At 48.5% G+C, this 1944-nt stretch carries 1 protein-coding gene and 1 pseudogene; both read right to left on the reverse strand.

Going from position 1 to position 1944, the window contains the following annotated elements; translation table 11 throughout:
• Nucleotides 1-257: 257 nt before the first annotated feature.
• Nucleotides 258-902: a quinolone resistance pentapeptide repeat protein QnrB19 gene (locus tag SK53_RS22250; protein ID WP_012954666.1), complete on the reverse strand. Its 645-nt coding sequence runs from the start codon at nucleotides 900-902 to the stop codon at nucleotides 258-260.
• A gap of 93 nt (nucleotides 903-995) precedes the next feature.
• Nucleotides 996-1151, reverse strand: a pseudogene (locus SK53_RS22255) (helix-turn-helix domain-containing protein); the annotation flags it as partial.
• Nucleotides 1152-1944 lie beyond the last annotated feature (793 nt).

Genomic DNA, 1944 nt, shown 5'->3' on the forward strand with positions numbered 1-1944 from the left:
TTTTTTTTGCTATGAGTTAGCCATATTTTCGTTAAGACATGGCTTCATGATTCGGGAGTGGTTATTCGTTGTTCTCGCGAAAATGAATTGGTTAGATATTCATCAAATTCCTGTCCAGAATGCAGCATTAGATGGCATGTCGTTGATGCGGTAGGTCAGGATATTCGTCCACTGGAGAAAACGTTTCACAATGCTTGCCAGGAGTCGTACTGGTTAAAAGTAAATCGTCAAACGCATCTCCCGGTGTAAACGCTGAACTAACCAATCACAGCGATGCCAAGCCGCTCCATGAGCAACGATGCCTGGTAGCTGTCTAACTTAACGCCTTGTAAATCAACACCCCGAATATCTAAGTCACCTAACTCCGAATTGGTCAGATCGCAATGTGTGAAGTTTGCTGCTCGCCAGTCGAAAGTCGAAAACTCGCCGCCGGAGAGATCTGAACCACTGAACGTCGCACCCAGTACCTGAGTCCCCATCCAGCGGTTTTCCCACAGCTCACACTTTTCCAACACGACTTTCGAAAAATTGGCGTAGCTTAGATTAGTATTAGTGATATATGCGCTGCAAAACCAGGTGCGCGTGGTGATCATATTCATAAAGCTTGCACCGCGGAAATCTGCGCCTTGTGCGCGGCAGTGGCGAATTTCAATGCCCAAGGCACTGACGTTGCGGAAATCTGCCATTGATAAATCACAGCTTTTGAAAATGGCATCTTTCAGCATTGCGCGACTAAAATTGCACCCTTTCTGACTTTCGCGATCATAGAACTGGCAGCCGATAAATTCAGTGCCGCTCAGGTCGGCACCTGAAAAATCGCAGTTAAAAAATGTACTATTTTCAACTTTCTCACCGGTGAAGCGATTTCTGTCAATTTTTTCGCCAACTAATGCCAGAGTCATATCTATGCCTGTGTTTTTATACAGTAATGACGCCATGGTAAACCTTATGACGTTATGCGTCAAACCCGCCAGTATGACACCTGCAAATGCGTATTAGATCTGGTGTTTCTTCAGCAAGGCACGTAGCTGATGATAAGTCAGACCCAGTAATTCAGCGGCTTTTTTCTGGTTAAATTTAGCCTGCTGTAAGCTGGTTTGTAGAAAGTCTTTCTCTTGCTGCTGCTGGAATTCACGCAGATCCAGCGTTATAACGATGTGTATCCTATGTGCTCGGATTGGATAGATTTCCATTACGGTGAAGGATCTTCTTGAGATCCTTTCTGTGGCGTCGTAATCTCTTGCTCTGTAAACGAAAAAACCGCCCTGCAAGGCGGTTTTTCGAAGGTTCTCAGAGCAGCAACTCTTTGAACCGTGGTAACTGGCTTACGAGGAGCGCAGTAACCAAATCTGTTCTTTCAGTTTAGCCTTAACAGGCGCATAACTTCAAGACTAACTCCTCTAAATCAGTTACCAGTGGCTGCTGCCAGTGGCGATAAGTCGTGTCTTTCCGGGTTGGACTCAAGATGATAGTTACCGGATAAGGCGCAGCAGTCGGACTGAACGGGGGGTTCGTGCATACAGTCCATCCAGGAGCGAACTGCCTTCGCGGAACTGAGTGTCAGGCGTGGAATGAGATAAACGCGGCCATAACAGCGGAATGACACCGGTAAACCGAAAGGCAGGAATGCGGGGGAGCACGAGGGAGCCACCAGGGGGAAACGCCTGGTATCTTTAAGCCGCATCGGGTTTCGCCACCACTGATTTGAGCGTCAGATTTCATGATGTTTGTCAGGGGGGCGGAGCCTATGGAAAAACGGCTTCGCCGCGGCCTTATCTCTTCCCTGTTAAGCTCCTTCCTGGTATCTCCCAGGAAATTTCCGCCCCGCCTGTAAGCCGGCACCGCTCGCCGCAGCCGAACGACCGAGCGCAGCGAGTCAGTGAGCGAGGAAGCGGAATATATCCTGTACTACATATCCTGCTGACGCGCTGGTGCCGCCTTTTT

Source organism: Enterobacter sp. MGH119, from assembly GCF_001037675.1.
Taxonomy (GTDB): Bacteria; Pseudomonadota; Gammaproteobacteria; order Enterobacterales; family Enterobacteriaceae; genus Enterobacter; species Enterobacter hormaechei_C.

Excerpts from the sequence above, each read along its gene's own strand:
- SK53_RS22250 (WP_012954666.1), bottom strand. The coding sequence starts at position 902 with ATGACTCTGGCATTAGTTGGCGAAAAAATTGACAGAAATCGCTTCACC.